At 50.4% G+C, this 15,277-nt stretch carries 9 protein-coding genes; 7 read left to right on the forward strand and 2 right to left on the reverse strand.

All coding sequences use genetic code 11. The features are described from left to right. Positions 1–36: 36 nt before the first annotated feature. Positions 37–516: a pyridoxamine 5'-phosphate oxidase family protein gene (locus FNY66_RS13775; protein WP_150311514.1), complete on the reverse strand. Its 480-nt coding sequence runs from the start codon at positions 514–516 to the stop codon at positions 37–39. Between the two features lie 127 nt (positions 517–643). On the opposite strand from FNY66_RS13775, the gene FNY66_RS13780 reads away from it, so the two are divergent. The 5 genes from FNY66_RS13780 to FNY66_RS13800 all read left to right on the forward strand — a co-directional run bounded on the left by FNY66_RS13780 (position 644) and on the right by FNY66_RS13800 (position 12,058). Continuing rightward, a complete protein-coding gene (locus FNY66_RS13780; RefSeq protein WP_150311515.1) occupies positions 644–6,721 on the forward strand; it encodes a ZmpA/ZmpB/ZmpC family metallo-endopeptidase-related protein in 6,078 nt (2,025 codons plus the stop codon). A 123-nt stretch (positions 6,722–6,844) separates the two neighbouring features. Next, positions 6,845–7,300 carry a MarR family winged helix-turn-helix transcriptional regulator gene (locus FNY66_RS13785; RefSeq protein ID WP_150311516.1) on the forward strand — a complete coding sequence of 152 codons (456 nt, stop codon included), beginning with the start codon at positions 6,845–6,847 and terminating at the stop codon, positions 7,298–7,300. Continuing rightward, a complete protein-coding gene (locus FNY66_RS13790) occupies positions 7,297–9,030 on the forward strand; it encodes an ABC transporter ATP-binding protein (protein WP_150311517.1) in 1,734 nt (577 codons plus the stop codon). Before FNY66_RS13785 ends, FNY66_RS13790 begins: the two co-directional genes overlap by 4 nt. Position 9,031: 1 nt before the next feature. Next, positions 9,032–10,888, forward strand: coding sequence for an ABC transporter ATP-binding protein (locus FNY66_RS13795; protein WP_150311518.1), 1,857 nt, complete (start codon positions 9,032–9,034; stop codon positions 10,886–10,888). Between the two features lie 54 nt (positions 10,889–10,942). Next, the gene (locus FNY66_RS13800; RefSeq protein WP_150311519.1) at positions 10,943–12,058 is read left to right on the forward strand and encodes a glycosyl hydrolase family 18 protein; all 1,116 of its coding nucleotides are present in this window, start codon (positions 10,943–10,945) and stop codon (positions 12,056–12,058) included. Between the two features lie 53 nt (positions 12,059–12,111). Here the strand turns inward: FNY66_RS13800 and FNY66_RS13805 are convergent, their stop codons facing one another. After that, on the reverse strand, positions 12,112–13,446 hold the full coding sequence (locus tag FNY66_RS13805; protein ID WP_150311520.1) for an MATE family efflux transporter: 1,335 nt from the start codon (positions 13,444–13,446) through the stop codon (positions 12,112–12,114). 135 nt (positions 13,447–13,581) lie between these two features. Here FNY66_RS13805 and FNY66_RS13810 point away from each other — a divergent pair, with 135 nt between their 5' ends. Both FNY66_RS13810 and FNY66_RS13815 read left to right on the forward strand, forming a co-directional pair. Then, a complete protein-coding gene (locus FNY66_RS13810) occupies positions 13,582–14,040 on the forward strand; it encodes an Lrp/AsnC family transcriptional regulator (protein ID WP_087151421.1) in 459 nt (152 codons plus the stop codon). Between the two features lie 61 nt (positions 14,041–14,101). Further along, positions 14,102–15,274 (forward strand): cobalt-precorrin 5A hydrolase, encoded by a 1,173-nt coding sequence (locus FNY66_RS13815; protein WP_229409536.1) that lies wholly within the window; start codon positions 14,102–14,104, stop codon positions 15,272–15,274. Positions 15,275–15,277 lie beyond the last annotated feature (3 nt).

The following is a 15,277-nucleotide window of genomic DNA, read 5'->3' on the forward strand; positions in this document are numbered from 1 at the left end:
TGTACTATCAGCCAGTCAGATAAATCCGGAATTTTCTTAAATCATCTCTATCGCCTGTTTCCCCGTCAGATGTTCTATCTCCATCTCCAACATACACAGCGGTTTCCACTCCCGTTCGATAGCTTTATCCCGGTTTTCGGCAGTGTCATCAGGTGCATATTTTACTGCAAGTTTTTCGATAGCGGAGCGTTTTTCAACGTCGTCTTCCAGAATACGGATTCTGCCGAAGGCAATGATGCTGCGGAAGTAGGTGGTATATTCTTCCGGCACGATCTGATCCTGATCGATGACGCAGAAGGAAGCCGCTGCATTTTTTAATATGGCGTCTATCTTATGCCCGTTTTTGGCACTGTGGAACAGAAGTTTTTCCCCATTGTAGACATAGCTTACAGGCACTGCATAGGGGTAACCGTCATCTCCGTGGAGTGCCAGAACTCCCGATGTTCCATTGTATAAGATGCGGTCACATTCTTCTTTTGATAATTTCTGTTTTTTTCTGCGCATTTCGCGAAACATAGTATTCCTCCATTAAGTTGAACTGGTTGATTGCGGATTTATTTCCAATAATAACCTATTGTATACAAAAATAAAAACAGATACAATCAGTCCGTAATAAAATAAGCGGAAAGGATTGAGACAGAAGATGAGGAAAGTAAGAGCCCTGATTGCAGCAGTGGTACTGATATGCGGACTCTTATGGATTAGAGCAGATGTATCAGGGGCAGGCAATCCGGAAATGCAGGTGTCGGCCGGGACGGCAGAAGCGGCGCCCGGAGACGAAATCATACTTACATTTTCGCTTGCCGGATATGATGAGATTCAGGAGGGAATCTATGCACTGTATGCGACGCTTGCATATGATACAGATATCTTTGAGGCTGTGGAAGAGCCGGATTTTGAGACTTTGTCCGGCTGGGAACAGCTCCGGTACAATGCTGAAAATGGGCAGTTTGCAGTGATAAATAAAAGTGGGAGTGTGGAGGACGAAGATGTATTCCAGCTGACACTGACTGCGAAGGCGCAGGCTGAAGCAAAAGAGACAACAATTACATTAAAGGATATCTCCGTATCTGAAGGAAAAGAAGATATTTTTCTGAAGGATACTGAATTTCAGATAACAGTGGATTCAGATGAACAACCGGAGAATGGCGGCGGGGAAGGCGTACCCGGAGAGCCCGATGAAACGCCGGGAGATTCTGAGAATGAAACAGAAACTCTGCCGGAAGATCCGGAAGAAACACCGGGAATTACGGGCGAGATTTCCGAAGATGAAGAAGAAATAAGCAAAGAACAGGAAATAGTACAGACAGGTGACGCAGGCGGGGAAATATTCATTTTTGTAATCCTGCTTCTGATCTCACTGTCTATATCGGGAGGGATCCTGGCCGCAAGGAAGAGAAAGCAGAACAAGAACGGTCCTGAGATACTTGCCGGGCTGATCCTCTGCAGTATGCTCGCACTGTCAGCGGGCATCCGGACAGAGGCGGAAGGCGAAAAGGGCGATATAGACGGAGACGGGAATGCAGATTATACAGATGTGGAACTGATCCAGCGGCATTTGACCGGTATTGAACTTCTCGGAGAGGATATGCAGGAAACTGCAGATCTAAATAATGACGGGAAGCTTACAGTGACTGATCTGGCACTTCTTGTCCGGGGGATAGAAAACCCGCCGGAATCTGAGAATCCGTCAGAACCGGAAGAACCATCAGAACCAGAAGAACCTGATGAGGAAATACAGGAAGTCATCGAACTGAAGGACATTACGGACGCGACACTGTATTACAGTACAGACGGGAAGACAGAGGAAATAGAGTTTCTTGATATTACCGGCGGTCTTCCGGAAGATCCGGAGAATTATTATGCAGTGATCGGGATGGAAAGCCTGCCGGACCTCTATACGGGGATCTCGGAGTTCAGACAGGAGAAAAGCGGGGCGGTTTCGGCGGTGATCGATCAGGAGGATATTATCCGGTATGATGCCGACGGAAACCGTATAGAAGGATATGCTTTTCCGGTTGCTTACAGAGATAAGGACGGAGAGCATCCGCTGATCAAGAGCGCGCAGGAGCTGTTTGACAAGATGGCTGACGAGCCGAAGGGGACATTTGAGCTTACGGAGGATCTGGATGCTTCGGGGATTCCTGCGGATGCTCCTGCGATCGCAGGCACATTCACAGGAGAGCTGGACGGAAACGGTTTCCGGATACGGAATCTGCCGACTTCGATGTTTGACACACTGAGCGGAGCACATATCCATGATCTTGTGATCGAAGATGCGTCCGTTACCGTGCAGAGAAGCGGAATTCTCGCCAATTCTATCCAGAGACAGTCGCTGATCGAAAATGTTTTTATCGTGGATTCTGCAGTGTCAAACGGCGTGGATGAGATGGGAGCATTTGCAGGAAGACTTTCTGATTCTGTGATTCGCAGGAGCGCTTCCGTCAATGTGTCACTAAAGGGTCTTGTGGCGGTCGGAGGCATTGTCGGCAAGACACAGACAGGCGCGCTGATCGAGGACTGTTATGTAACCGGAAAGGTGCAGGGGACGTATGATCATCCCAGCCTTGGGGCCAGAACAGGGGGCATCACCGGCTGGCACGGCGGAGGAAAGATCAGCAGATGTTATACGAAGGCTGAGATCATTGCTCCCGCAAGGAAAGGAAACGGGGGTATTATCGGAGGACCAAATACAGGAAGTCCGGTGATAGAGTACAGTCTGAGCATGAGTACGGGAGCAGGATACCGGATTGCGGGATTTGATGTCCTGGACAGCGCGAGGGAGGTGTACGAGTATTCTGCTTCCGGCAGTGAGACAAATATAACAGAGGATAACAGGAACAATGTAAAAGAGACGGACGCGGTCTATGAGCGGACTTTCTATGAGGATACGCTTGGATTTGACAAAAAGATCTGGTACCTGGACGGGCTGTCCCTGAAGAAACTTCCCCGGCTTGCCGGATCCCCTGTCGAAGATAACAATTACGGGATTCCTTCTTACAGTGAGGTGAAACGCCAGGAAGACTATCAGGCGGAACGGGAGACGGCTTATGCCAATATGGCGGATCTCATGCCTTTTGCGGACACGGCCCTCTGGGTGGAATATGGCAACGGGCTCTCCGGATCAGATGACCTTGCGGCAAAGAAGATCAAATGTGTACTCCCGCTTGACGGAGAGGGAACATACATCCCGGGGATCCACAGGGAAGACCCGGGCAAAGCGGCTAAAGTACGTGTGATATTTGAAGATGATACAAGGCGGGATTATATTCTGAATGATGCGGGATTAGCGGGGGATCTCGTGGCGTCTTACGGGATTGAAGGGCAGGAGTTCCGATATCAGTTCCGCAATTATGCGGCAGCTATCGATGAAAGCGTGATTTCTGACCTGACGGCGGCTGTATCCGCATATGACTATCAGACAGATATCGCAGGAATCACGCCGGAGGAGGAGAGCCGGCTGTATGCGGACTATTACAGCGGGAGCGTGCAGGGAAAAGCAGAACGCATTCTGACGGATCTGTTCGCTTCTCAGGAGTGGTATCCGTCTTACTGCGCGCATCCCGCAGTGAAGGCTCTTGCAGAAGAGCGCATGCGTGATGATGAGGTGTTGAAGCGTTATCTGTATTCCTACAATTATTACGATAAATGGTATCATATTGACTACGGCGGAGTGATTTTAAGTGACTTGATGTTTTTTGGAAAAGAAGTATTGCCGGAAGATATCGATGCGTACGTACTGACAGAAAGTCTTCTGAGTGCGTCGGCAGACTGGAGGGCCACGAAACAGACAGTGACATTTTATAACAATGTGCTCAAGAATATTACAGGGAAAGACTTTATGGATTTCCTTGGCGGATTTGCGAAAAGCATAGGCGGATATGAGGATGGAAACACATGGTTTGCAGATACCTTCGGCGGTATTTTAGTGGAACAGGAAGCGGCGGGCGATGAAGGCCGGATCCGTTACCGTATCTGGGATAATCTGAGGGGACTGCCCGATAGCAGGAAAAACATTGTTCTTCCGATCCTGACCGCGCCGCAGGAGGATATGTACCTGATCTCCGTGCCGTCACAGATTGTGATCGGAAGCATGAACCGCTATGAGACGTATCTTAAGAAAGACGGGCAGGAACGTGAACGGATCCGGGCTATTGCGGAAGAATATGCCGGGAAGATGGGGATCTTTTACGGAGTATCTTCGCGGTGGATGAGTAATTCCGTGGAGCGGCTCAACAGCTTTGTTAATCTCCAGTTCGATACGAGGCTTGCTTTTCCGGAGAGTGAGGCGGCTGCGGCAGGAGCACAGGAAAAGGGAAAAACACGGGATCCGGTCATGAAATGGGTATATGAATCTGTGGATATGCTGAGTGCCCTGAATGGAAGCGCGGCGGTCGCAGACGGAACGATCGTGATCTGGATGTGGAGTCCTGCACTTGGAACAGACGATTATACATTCTTTACATTCAGCCATGAAACAGCCCATAACCAGGATGGAAAATATTTCTACGGGGGAGCCGGAAGAAGAAACGGAACCGGCGCGGAGGCCCATGCAGACGGCAATATAGCCCAGGAGACAAGAGATGGCGTCATGGTATTCAATATCGCAAAGAATATGGATATCGGGACAGAAATGCCGAACAATTTCAGTTATGAGCGGATCAATTCTGCACAGAAAGTCCACAGCTATTATAAAAAGATGTTTGATACCGGGTATGTGCTGGATTATCTGGCGGCTCAGGCTTTTTTTGAACTGACTCCGCAGCAGCAGGCGGCGGTGGCCGTACAGGCGGAACATACCGCGGGCGGCAATGCTTCTATGACTACTACCTACAAGAAACTTACGGCAGAAGAAATTGACACAATGGATCTCGACAGCATGGAAGATTTGTGGGATAACAGGATTTCCGTCCGCAATGCGGCGTCTTATCCGGAAAAGACAGGCACGGCTACAGACGGAAGCTATGGATTTGAGTCGTTTTACACGATGAACTGGTATCAGTCTCACAATGATAACGGCTCGCCGGATACCCATTCCTTCAAGCGGCTGGGGCAGGAGATGCTGGGGCTCGCAGGCTATGAAAAGGGCTACCAGGTATTTATGTCCGCGCTCAGTGAAAATGATCTGGACGCACTGCGCAAGATCACCGGGGATCCGGATATCACATGGAGAGACTATAAGCTGAACCGTTACCGGGAAGTGGAGCAGAAGCTGGACCAGATTCCGTATTTTGATAAAGATACAGTCATTGCGCAGTTTAAAGCGGCATTTGAGGCGGATACAGTGAACGGGAATACGAACCAGAGCTTCGAGACAAAACGGATGATCTACGGTATGGTCAAGCGTGTGACGGGGGACTTCAGCAACGGCGGTATTTATGAGAGCCCGGCGGTGATACCGGTCACATCTGCAGAAGAACTGATCCAATACGCCGCGCAGAATGCATATGGATATTACAGGCTGGAACAGGATATTGATTTCACAGATGTAACAGCATCCGGCGACAGCTATATTCCGGGAAGATTTATCGGGATGCTGGACGGAAACGGGTACAGCATGACCGGGATGAAGTATCCTCTGTTCGGGGATCTGCAGTATGCGCAGGTGACTGACCTGACTATTTCTGCGCCTTTTTATGAGGGAGATGCGCAGGCGCTCTTCGCAGTGAAGACAAAGAAAGTGTCGCTTGGAAATATCCGGGTGGAAGATACGGATATGGCGCTCCCGCTCGTGAAGACGAAGACGGAAGGGTATTATGAATATGGCGATATGAGTGTGACGGTAAATGACAGGAAGATTACCACGGTGGAGGAATTTCTTGCCATCGGGGATTCCGCGGGATCACTGAAAAAGCAGTATGTGCTTGAAGAAGATCTTGATTTTAGCAGCCTGTCAGGTGTAGATTTCGCAGTTCCGGGGACTTTCTCCGGTGAGCTGGACGGAAACGGCCATACCATATCCGGGCTGGATGCGGTACTCTTTGAGAAAACAGACGGGGCGTCTGTCTCGAATCTGACGATCGAAGGGACGACTCTTACGCAGAATACCCAGAAAGGAGCTCTTTCCAATGATATCAGACATTCTGTGGTAACGGATATCCGTGTGAAAGATCTGACCATTAACAATGATACGAATCAGACAGGCGGACTTGCAGGAACGATAGCCGACAGTGAGATCAGGAGGATTTCCGTGGAGAACATTTCCATACGGTCCAATAATACTATGGGAGGCATAGCAGGGCAGTTCGACGGAAAGATTATGGAGGACTGCGTTGTGAGCGGCTCGATCGAAGGAACAAGCGTGCATCCGATGGGCGTCCGTGCCGGCGGGATCACCGGATGGCAGGGCGGCGGAACGATCCGAAGAGTGGTCACAAAAGTAAATATTACAGCTCCGGCTCCGGTTGGAAACGGAGGTATCATCGGCGGGCCGCAGAGCGGAAGCGCGGCGGTAGAGAGCGCAGTCAGCCTGAGCACTGGCGCAAATGCAAACAGGATCTCCGGCTGGGAGGTGCTCGGTATGTCGAGCAGCGCATATGAACTGGAAACGTCGGACAGCCACAGCAGTATGAACGATACAAATGCGGACCGGATATTTGCGGTTACAGAGGAGCAGGCGAAAGAAAAAGCGTTCTATACGGAGACTCTTGGCTGGAGCGCGGATGTGTGGAGCTTTGACAGCCTTGCGGCGGACGGGATACCGGCGTTGAAAAAGCTGTAAATGAAAAGGGCGTCATGAAATGTACAGATAAATGTACAGATCATGGCGTTCTTTTTGTACTTGACAATAGTCTGATTTCGGACTACAATTCTTGGTACGAAATCGGACTAAGGAGATGGAAAGATGCAGTTACATCAGGAAACAGAAATTCAGAAATTTAACAGGTTATACAAGGAACAGGATGACCTCTATCATGATATCGCACTGTATGCGGGAATGTCAGACAGCGCCTGTTCTATCCTGTACGCAATCTGTGTGCTGGGCGACGGATGTCTCCAGAGAGATATCTGCCGGGAAGCGTTCACGAGCAAGCAGACGATCAATTCTTCTGTGCGCAATCTTGAGAGAAAGGGCATCCTGTATCTGGAAAAAGGAACAGGCAGGGATAAGAAGATTTTTTTGACGGAGAAGGGCAGACAGTTCGTTGAGGAGAAGATACGGCCGGTCATAGAACTGGAGAATGATTCTTTACTTGGCATGGAACCGGATGAGAGGGAGATGTTTATCCGCCTGTACGAGAAGTATGTGGAAAATTTCCGCAGAGGAGTGAAAAAAATGGTCGGGGAGCAGAATGGATGAAGACAGTATTTCAATTTTTAAAACCATACAGGAGACTATGTGTTTTTACGATCCTTGCCATGCTGCTGGATGTGGCGGGCGGCCTGCTCGTCCCCAGGCTTACGGCGGATATGATCAATATTGGCGTGAAGACGGGCAACATGGAATATATTATCGAAAAGGGAATTGCCATGCTGGCGGTCACGATCCTCGCCGGAGCAGGTGCCCTGATCGGAAGCTGGCTGTGTGCTGATCTGTCCGCAAAACTGGGGCGTGATATGCGCAATGCCGTTTATGAGAAATCGCTTACATTTTCGGAACATGACTTCAGCCGGTTCGGAACCGGCTCTATGATCACACGCACCCTCAATGACATCAATATCATCCAGCAGTCCGTCGTCTGGTGTATACAGATGGTGCTCCCGGTTCCGGCAGTGTGCGTGATGGGCGTTGCCATGGCATTTGCTGTGGATACGATGATGGGGTTCCTGCTGATCGGCGTGACTGTGCTGATCATTGTCCTCGCGCTTGTTGTAACACGCAGGGCATCTCAGATTTTCGGGAGGCTTCAGCAGCTTCTTGACAGGATGAACGTTGTGCTCCGGGAGAACCTGACAGGTGTGCGGGTGATCCGTGCCTTCCGCAAGGAAAAGGATGAAGAGAAGCGGATGAGGAAATCCTTTGAGGATTACGCAGAGACTTCCATCAGTGCGAATCTTCTGTTTGCCGGACTGGAAAGCACAGCATTTTTCGTGATCAATATCTGTATTGTTGCCATTCTGTGGCTGGGCGGCGACCGGATCGGAGCGGGATATATGGAAATTGGTGATATTACGGCGCTTACGGAATATTCGATCCTGATCCTGTTTTACATCATTATGGCCCAGATGGTGATCATACTCCTGCCGAGAGCGCGGGTCTGCATCCGTCGTATTCAGGAAGTCCTTGAGACAGAGCCGGAGATATGTGACAGAATGAAGAGCGCAGGTGAAATAAGTCCGTCTGCATATGCGGAAGATATCGTGGTGAAGTTTGATCATGTTTCATTCCGATTCCCGGATGCGGATGAATATGCGCTGTCTGATCTTGACTTTATATGCAGGCGGGGGGAGACTACAGCAGTGATCGGGGGGACCGGATGCGGGAAGTCGACCCTTGCCAGGCTGATCCTGCGCTTTTATGATGTGACGGACGGTGAGGTTGCGGTCAACGGTATGGATGTCCGGGATATGACTCAGAATGAACTGCGAAGTCAGATTTCCTATGTGCCGCAGAAAGCATGGCTGTTTTCGGGAACTATTGCAGACAATCTGCGTTATGGAAATGAAGAGGCGTCGGAAGAAGAGATGCGCCGCATACTTTCTGTTGCCCAGGCGGATTTTGTCAGCGGGCTTGCCAACGGGCTTGACGCTCATGTCGCCCAGGGCGGAACAAACTATTCCGGCGGACAGAAACAGAGGCTCTCTATTGCCCGTGCGCTGATGAAAAAGGCAGATCTGTATATTTTTGACGACAGCTTTTCCGCACTGGACTTTAAGACAGATGCGGCGCTCAGAAAAGCACTGAAACAGGAAATATCTGATGCGGCCGTGCTCATTATTGCACAGAGGATCAATACGATCCTGAACGCAGATCAGATCATTGTCCTGGACGAGGGCAGGATCGCCGGAATCGGAAAGCATGAAGAACTGATGGAGAAATGCAGTATCTACCGGGAAATTGCGAAATCACAGATGAAGGGAGGCGTATAAAATGGCAGAAAACGAAACAATGCCATATTCGGACGACATGGAGATCGAAGTACCGTCTGATGCAGGTTCGACGGTGAAACGTCTCTGGAAGTCCATGGGCAGACAGCGTATCCGGCTTATTGTAGTATCGGTTTCCGTTGTTTTTTATACTATACTTTCTGTGGCAGCTCCTGTGTACAGTGCAAAGATCGTAGATATGCTCTTTCAGGAGATAAGGGCGGCCGTATCAGGCGAAAGCGTCTTCCGGGTGACATGGGATCCTGTGGGGCGGGAGATCATGCTCCTGCTTTTGATCTACACAGTGACAGGTATCCTTTATACATTCCAGAGCTTTCTTATGGCAAGTTTTGCCGAGAAGCTGAGCCTTGAGCTGCGGACAAAGATAAGCCGTAAACTTGACCGGCTTCCGCTGTCGTTTTTCGACAGCCATAAGCCCGGTGAGGTGCTGAGCCGTGCGACAAACGATCTGGATAAAATGTCCGAAGTCATGCAGACAGGGCTTTTGAAATTATTTACGGCGGTGGGGATGGTAGCAGGTTCTGTGATCATGATGTTCCGTTTTCACATCGGACTTACGCTGGTTTTTCTTGTATTTACCGTGCTGTCTATGGTATCTACCAGATTTTTTGCCGGCAGGACGCTCCGCTATGCGGCCAGAAGGCAGCAGGCGGTCAGCAGGGTGACCGGACAGGTGGAAGAATCATACAGCGGACGTGCCGTTATCCGGGCGTTTAACAGGGAAGACAGAAGTGCCAGGGATATGAGAGAGGCGGTGGAAGAACTTGCGGAGACATCGAGAAAAGCAGATTTTATGATGAACGCGGTCAATCCGTTTATTCGTCTGGTGAACCGGCTCGGGCAGGCGGCGATTGCTGTATTTGCCGGGAAGCTCCTGATCGACGGAGTGCTGAGCGTGGGTGTGTTCCAGGCATTTTTCCAGTATGTGTACCAGGCGTCGGAGCCTCTGACAGAGGCGGCGTATATGATCAATTCCCTGCAGTCATCCATCGCGTCTGTGGAGAGGATCTTTCAACTGCTCGATGAAGAAGAAATACGTCCCGATCCCCGGCAAACGGCAGAGACTCACGGAGAGATCCCGATCGCAAAGAGCAGATCCAAAGGTGATGCCGCGGAAGGAAGAGTCGAGTTTAGTCATGTGCGCTTCGGGTATTCGGCGGATAAGCCGCTGATGAAAGATATCTGTTTTACCGCCCATCCCGGACAGAAGATCGCTATTGTCGGGAGTACGGGCGCAGGGAAGACCACGCTTATCAATCTTCTGATGAGATTCTATGAGATAAACAGCGGCCGGATTCTGCTGGACGGCAGAAATACTGCGGATATGTCTTACGGGGAGCTGCGGAGGAATTTCGGCATGGTGCTCCAGGATACATGGCTTTTTGACGGTACAATAGCGGAGAATATCGCATACGGAAAGCCCGGGGCATCCCGCAGCGAGATTATTGAGGCGGCGAAAGCGGCAAGGGCGGATTTCTTTATCCGTACACTGCCTCAGGGGTATGATACAAGGCTGAACAGCGATGCAGAGAATATATCAGCCGGACAGCGCCAGCTTCTGACGATCGCCCGGGTGATGCTCTGCGATCCGGCTGTCCTGATCCTTGACGAGGCCACATCCAGTGTGGATACCCGGACAGAGATGGAGATAGGAAAAGCGATGAATGAACTCATGAAAGGAAGGACAAGCTTTGTTATCGCGCACCGGCTCTCTACGATCGTCGATGCGGATCTGATCCTCGTTATGCAGAACGGAGATATTATCGAGAAAGGGGATCATAAAGGACTGCTGAGAGCGGGAGGCGCTTATGCAGAACTGTATAATAGTCAGTACGCATGAAAAAGTCATAATCCCCCGCAGGTGAGCATATGCTTTCCTTGCGGGGGTGATTTTATGATTTATGTAGTGAAAAACGGTGACACGCTGGAAAAAATCTCAAATGAGACACAGATCCCTGTTGCGAAGATCATATCTGACAATCAGTTGATATACAGTGACAGACTCGTGCCCGGTCAGGCACTGCTCCTCTTGGGAGAAGGAGAGACGGGAGGGCTTGGCGACGGACTGATCATAGGAGGATATGCCTATCCGTTTGTCGATCCTCCTGTGCTGGAAGAGGCGCTGACGGCGCTGAGCGAGATGCTTGTATTCTCCTACGGCTTCACATTCGAAGGAGATCTTGTCCCGCCGCCTCAGGATGAGCAGTGGATGCTTGACCGGACGATCAGCGCGGGAGCAGCGCCGTGGATGGTTCTGACGCCCTTTTCTTCAGAAGGGGCGTTTAACAATCAGTTGATTAAAGTCCTTGTGGAGAACCGGGAGCTCCAGGATAAGCTGATCAGGCAGATGGTGGATACTGTACAGGAAAAGGGATACGAAGGTGTGGATATAGACTTTGAGTATATCCTCCCTGAAAACCGTGAACAGTACGCCCTGTTTGCCGGTCGGGTGCGTGAGAAGATGAACGAGTACGGCTGCCGGGTAACGGTAGCTGTTGCGCCCAAGAGTTCCAACAGGCAGAGAGGGATCCTTGTAGAGGGAGTGGACTATGCTCTGCTGGGTCAGAATGCAGATGCCGTATTTCTCATGACTTATGAGTGGGGCTATACTTACGGGCCGCCTATGGCAGTAGCCCCGCTCGATAAAGTACGTGAAGTGGTGGAGTATGCTGTCACACAGATACAGCCGGGGCAGCTTATACTGGGCATCCCGAATTACGGATATGACTGGACACTGCCTTATGAGAGAGGGATTACCAGGGCAAGATCGATCGGGAATGCAGAGGCTGTGGAGACAGCATCAGAAAACGGAGCCTCCATTGAATATGCGCGGATCTCGCAGAGCCCGTGGTTCACATACCGGAAGAACGGGATGGAACATATTGTATGGTTTGAGGACGTAAGGAGTATTACTGCGAAGTGGGAGCTGATCAGAGAGTTCGGGCTGTCCGGAGCAAGGTACTGGAACCTGATGCGTCCGTTCCGCGCCAACTGGCTGCTTGTAAGATGAATTTTCAGAAGAAGTACTTACAATTATTCCTGCCTTTTATGCAAAAAGCCGGTCTACGGGACCAGCTTTTTGTGTCTTATAAGATAATATCCGATTCCCAGAGCATCCGCGAGGAACCAGCCGACGGGAACAGACCACCAGATTCCCGCGACCCCGAAAACAGGGAGAGCGGACAGTGCGTAAGCAAGGGCTACACGGGTTCCGAGAGACATGATTGTCAGGACTACAGACATCCCCGGTTTTCCCAATGCACGGTACAGTCCGTAGAGCAGGAAGAGGATACCGATCAGCGCGTAGAAAGCCCCTTCGATGCGCAGATAGCGGACGCCCTCGGATATGACGGCGGTTTCACCTGAGTCAATAAACAGTGACATCAGAGGCCCGGCGAATATACAGACAAGCAGTGAAATGACCAGACTGAAACCGACAGATGTCGCAACTGCCGCCCGGATTCCTTTTTTGATACGCCCGGTCTGTCCTGCGCCGTAATTCTGCGCGATGAAGATTGAAAATGCATTTCCGAAATCCTGTACCGGGAGATAGGCAAAAGCATCAATCTTTACCGCTGCGGCAAACGAGGCCATGATCGTCGTGCCAAAGCTGTTGACAAGCCCCTGTACGGCAAGGATCCCGAGGTTCATGATCGACTGCTGCAAACAGGTGAGGGCGGAGAAATTGGTAATCTCTTTTATGCGCGATCTGCGCAGGCATATTCTTCCGTCCAGGCAGAGCAGATGAGGGAATTTGATCTTTGTATAAACCGCGATTCCGATTCCTGATACATACTGGGCGATGACGGTCGCCTCTGCAGCGCCTGCCACGCCGCGGTTCAGTACAGCGACGAACAGCAGATCAAGTATGATGTTCAATCCTGCGGATATTGCCAGAAAGGCAAGAGGAACGACGGAGTTCCCCAGGGAGCGCAGAAGAGAAGCAAAGAAGTTATACAGGAAGATTCCGGCCAGTCCCGCAAATATCACGATCAGGTAATCTTTCATTAACACGGTCAGTTCATCCGGTGTGCGCAGAAACCAGATGATCCAGTCGACACCGGCGAAGACGAGAATATTCAGGATGACCGTCACGACTCCGAGGAGAACGAAAGACGCCAGCACCCCCTCCTTCAGCGCTGTCTCGTCTTTCTGGCCGAACCGGATGGAGAATACAGTTCCGCTCCCCATGGCAAGTCCGAGAAGTATCGAGGTTAAAAATGTCATCAGAGAAAACGCCGAACCGACCGCGGCGAGGGCGTCTGCTCCGAGAAAACGTCCCACGATCAGCGTATCTGCAATATTGTAACACTGCTGCAGCAGATCTCCGAGTATCATCGGGATGGCGAACTTCAGCATCGTTTTCATGACAGGACCATGTGTCAGTTCATTTTCCATTTCAATCCACATCTTTCTTTTCGTAAGTTTATAATTAACATTCGTAATATATAATAATTCCCGGAAGATAGAATGTCAACGTTGACTATTATTTTTTGTATATTTATAATATGAACTGCAAAGGAGGTGCTGCGTATGTTTATGGACGGACTGGACGAGCTGGATCAGAAGATCGTCAGCCTGCTGATCCGGAACGCGAGAATGTCATACTCGGAGATCGGGCAGCAGGTCGGGATTTCACGGGTAGCTGTGAAAATGCGTGTGCAGGCGCTCGAGCAGAAAGGCATCATTGAAGAATATACGACGATCATTAATCCGCAGAAGATCAGCGGCGCGGTTTCCTGCTATTTTGAGATCGAGACAAAGCCGGATATGCTGGCGGAAGTGGCGGAGATTTTGAAAAAGAACGATACGATCACACAGATTTACCGTGTGACAGGAAAAAGCAGACTCCATGTCCATGCAGTGGCATCCTCCAATGAGGAGATGGAAGAGTTGATCTGTAATACAATGGACAATCTGCCGGGGGTGGTCGCATGTACCTGCAATACGATATTGTCCAGAATCAAAGACATCAAAGGACTGCGGCTGTAAGCCGGGGGGAGTATCAAGACGGTACAGCACAGTGGAAGATTCAGGATAGAGGACGGATGTGATGAACATTTTGAAAGGCATGGATGTGATCATCCTCAGCTTTACGGCTGCGGGAACGGAATTAAACAGGCGGTTGTGTGAAATAATACGAGGAGCTTTCGGACTGGAAGAGGCTCCCGGGAGATGCGGCGGATATGCGCCGGAAAAATATGCGGGGAGAGGAACCTATCCTCTTCCGGCCGACAAAAGGGCGCTGATCGGCGGCCGCTGGGGACAGGCAGCGTTTATCTTTATCGGAGCGGCGGGAATTGCCGTGCGCTATATTGCCCCGTGGGTGAAAGATAAATACACGGATTCTCCCGTACTGGTGATCGACGAAAAGGGGCAGTATGTGATCCCGCTGCTCTCCGGTCATGTCGGAGGCGCGGTTTCTCTGGCAGATAAGATCGCAGAGCTGCTCGGGGCCGTGTCGGTCCACACGACTGCTACGGATGTGCAGGGAAAGTTTGCGGTAGATGTATTTGCCAAAAAGAACGGTCTGGTGATTACAGACCGGGAGGCTGCAAAAAATATATCGGCGGCAGTTCTGAACGGAGAAAAGATTGCATTCTATATAGAAAGGACAGAATCGGAAGGTTTGGATAATGAAGCGCGGACTGTCAGAGTCGGAGGCCGGCTGCCGAAAGAGATTATCCTCTGCGAGTCAGAAAGAGAGACGGAGAGCTATGATTATCGTATTATTGTGAGAGCCGCATCTGAGACAAATAATCAGAGCATACAGATTGGAACGCACCAGGAAATCTGTAAAATGGATAGTGAAAAGTGTACGCTGATCCTTCTGCTCGGAAATATTGCCGCGGGGATCGGATGCAGAAAACAAATAGATGATTCTGTTCTGGAAGAAGGATTTCTGGACATTCTCAGAGCAAACGGACTTGATATCAGTCAGGTAAAGAGCGTGGCAAGCATAGATTTGAAGAAAGATGAGTCTGCTATCCTTCAGCTTTGTGAAAAGTATCATATTCCTTTTGTGACATACACTGCCGGGGAACTCGGGCAGGTACAGGATGTTTCGACTGGTTCGGACTTTGTGAAGAAAGTGACCGGAGTAGACAACGTATGCGAACGGGCGGCGCGGCTGAGCTGCGGTGACGGGAACATGATACAGGGCAAGTGTATACGGGAAGGAATGACAGCGGCGCTTGTGAGGTGCCCGGTGGAGCTGATATTTTAATAT

The sequence above is a fragment of the Mediterraneibacter catenae genome, from assembly GCF_008691045.1.
In the GTDB taxonomy this organism is placed as follows: domain Bacteria; phylum Bacillota; class Clostridia; order Lachnospirales; family Lachnospiraceae; genus Mediterraneibacter; species Mediterraneibacter ornithocaccae.

What these genes read in the sequence shown, in the direction of transcription:
- FNY66_RS13800 (WP_150311519.1), top strand. Translation starts at nt 10,943, where the DNA reads ATGATTTATGTAGTGAAAAACGGTGACACGCTGGAAAAAATCTCAAAT.
- FNY66_RS13795 (WP_150311518.1), top strand. Translation starts at nt 9,032, where the DNA reads ATGGCAGAAAACGAAACAATGCCATATTCGGACGACATGGAGATCGAA.
- FNY66_RS13775 (WP_150311514.1), bottom strand. Translation starts at nt 516, where the DNA reads ATGTTTCGCGAAATGCGCAGAAAAAAACAGAAATTATCAAAAGAAGAA.
- FNY66_RS13785 (WP_150311516.1), top strand. Translation starts at nt 6,845, where the DNA reads ATGCAGTTACATCAGGAAACAGAAATTCAGAAATTTAACAGGTTATAC.
- FNY66_RS13810 (WP_087151421.1), top strand. Translation starts at nt 13,582, where the DNA reads ATGTTTATGGACGGACTGGACGAGCTGGATCAGAAGATCGTCAGCCTG.
- FNY66_RS13805 (WP_150311520.1), bottom strand. Translation starts at nt 13,446, where the DNA reads ATGGAAAATGAACTGACACATGGTCCTGTCATGAAAACGATGCTGAAG.
- FNY66_RS13815 (WP_229409536.1), top strand. Translation starts at nt 14,102, where the DNA reads ATGAACATTTTGAAAGGCATGGATGTGATCATCCTCAGCTTTACGGCT.
- FNY66_RS13780 (WP_150311515.1), top strand. Translation starts at nt 644, where the DNA reads ATGAGGAAAGTAAGAGCCCTGATTGCAGCAGTGGTACTGATATGCGGA.
- FNY66_RS13790 (WP_150311517.1), top strand. Translation starts at nt 7,297, where the DNA reads ATGAAGACAGTATTTCAATTTTTAAAACCATACAGGAGACTATGTGTT.